2 protein-coding genes are annotated in these 959 nt (G+C 56.7%); one reads left to right on the top strand and one right to left on the bottom strand.

All coding sequences use genetic code 11. The features are described from left to right. Positions 1 to 250: 250 nt before the first annotated feature. The gene (locus AC1DM5_RS36490; protein WP_477824398.1) at positions 251 to 661 is read right to left on the bottom strand and encodes a helix-turn-helix domain-containing protein; all 411 of its coding nucleotides are present in this window, start codon (positions 659 to 661) and stop codon (positions 251 to 253) included. Here AC1DM5_RS36490 and AC1DM5_RS36485 point away from each other — a divergent pair. Then, a partial coding sequence (locus tag AC1DM5_RS36485) for a LysR family transcriptional regulator (protein ID WP_477976938.1) occupies positions 660 to 959 on the top strand: 300 nt, incomplete at its 3' end. The genes AC1DM5_RS36490 and AC1DM5_RS36485 overlap by 2 nt on opposite strands.

The raw sequence follows: 959 nt of genomic DNA, 5'->3' as shown, positions 1-959 counted from the left end.
CTCCTTTGTTGAAGAAGCTCGTCATGCTCTGCCCTTGCCGGACGACGTTCAATCCAGGCGCAATCTCCAGCCCGCGCCCTCTACCTCAACCGCAGACGCCCTCCCGCGCAGCGGGTTCGTTCTCCGGCCCCCAAATCGGTCATTGCTCCTTGGCAGGGCGATATCCTTTAAGAAAAAGGCTTCCGTCAACAACAGGGTCGTCGGTTCCAATCCCATCAAGGCGACCATTTAGATCGCCGGAAGGGCGTGCCTACGACCGAGCAGCGGCCAACGCATCCAGCATGATAACAATCCTCGCGAGATCGTCTTCGCTGAGGACTTCGACTGCGGAAGCAATACGCTCTTGCAGATTTCGTTTGGCGCTCTTTGTGGAYTCCTTGAGATCGCCCGTCAGAAGTTCGTCGAGGCTTGTCTTTAAGACTGATGAGATTTTTACAAGCGTAGCGAGATCCGGTTGCCGTGTTCCGGAAATATAGTTGCCATATCTACGCTCGGTCAAACCAACACGCCGAGCAACCTCCGCATTCGAGATACCAAGCTGTTCAGCGCGTCTTTTCAGGTTCGAAGAAAAAGTCTCCATGCCCACATTTTGTTCATGACGGGCACCACGGGTCCATGTACAATACGTTGTGAAATTAACGAACAAAACGTGGTGCATCATGGAACTACGCCAGCTATCCTACTTCGTTGCGGTGGCCGAGGAGCTGCATTTCGGCAGGGCGGCAGCAAAGGTGCATATCGCCCAGCCGGCGCTGTCGAACCAGGTAATGGCGCTCGAGAAGGAGCTCGGCGTGCAGCTGTTCATCCGCACGACAAGGCGGGTGGAACTGACGCGGGCAGGGGCGGCCTACTACGAGCGTGCTGTCCGGATCCTGAGCGAAGTGGATCTGTCGAGGGAGATCGCCCGCTCGATTGCCGGCAAGACCACGCGGAAGATTGCGATCGGCACCGTCTATCCC

Source organism: Rhizobium sp. 01T437, assembly GCF_056398505.1.
Note: the sequence above shows the minus strand (reverse complement) of the source record. Positions and strands in the feature narration are given on the sequence as shown.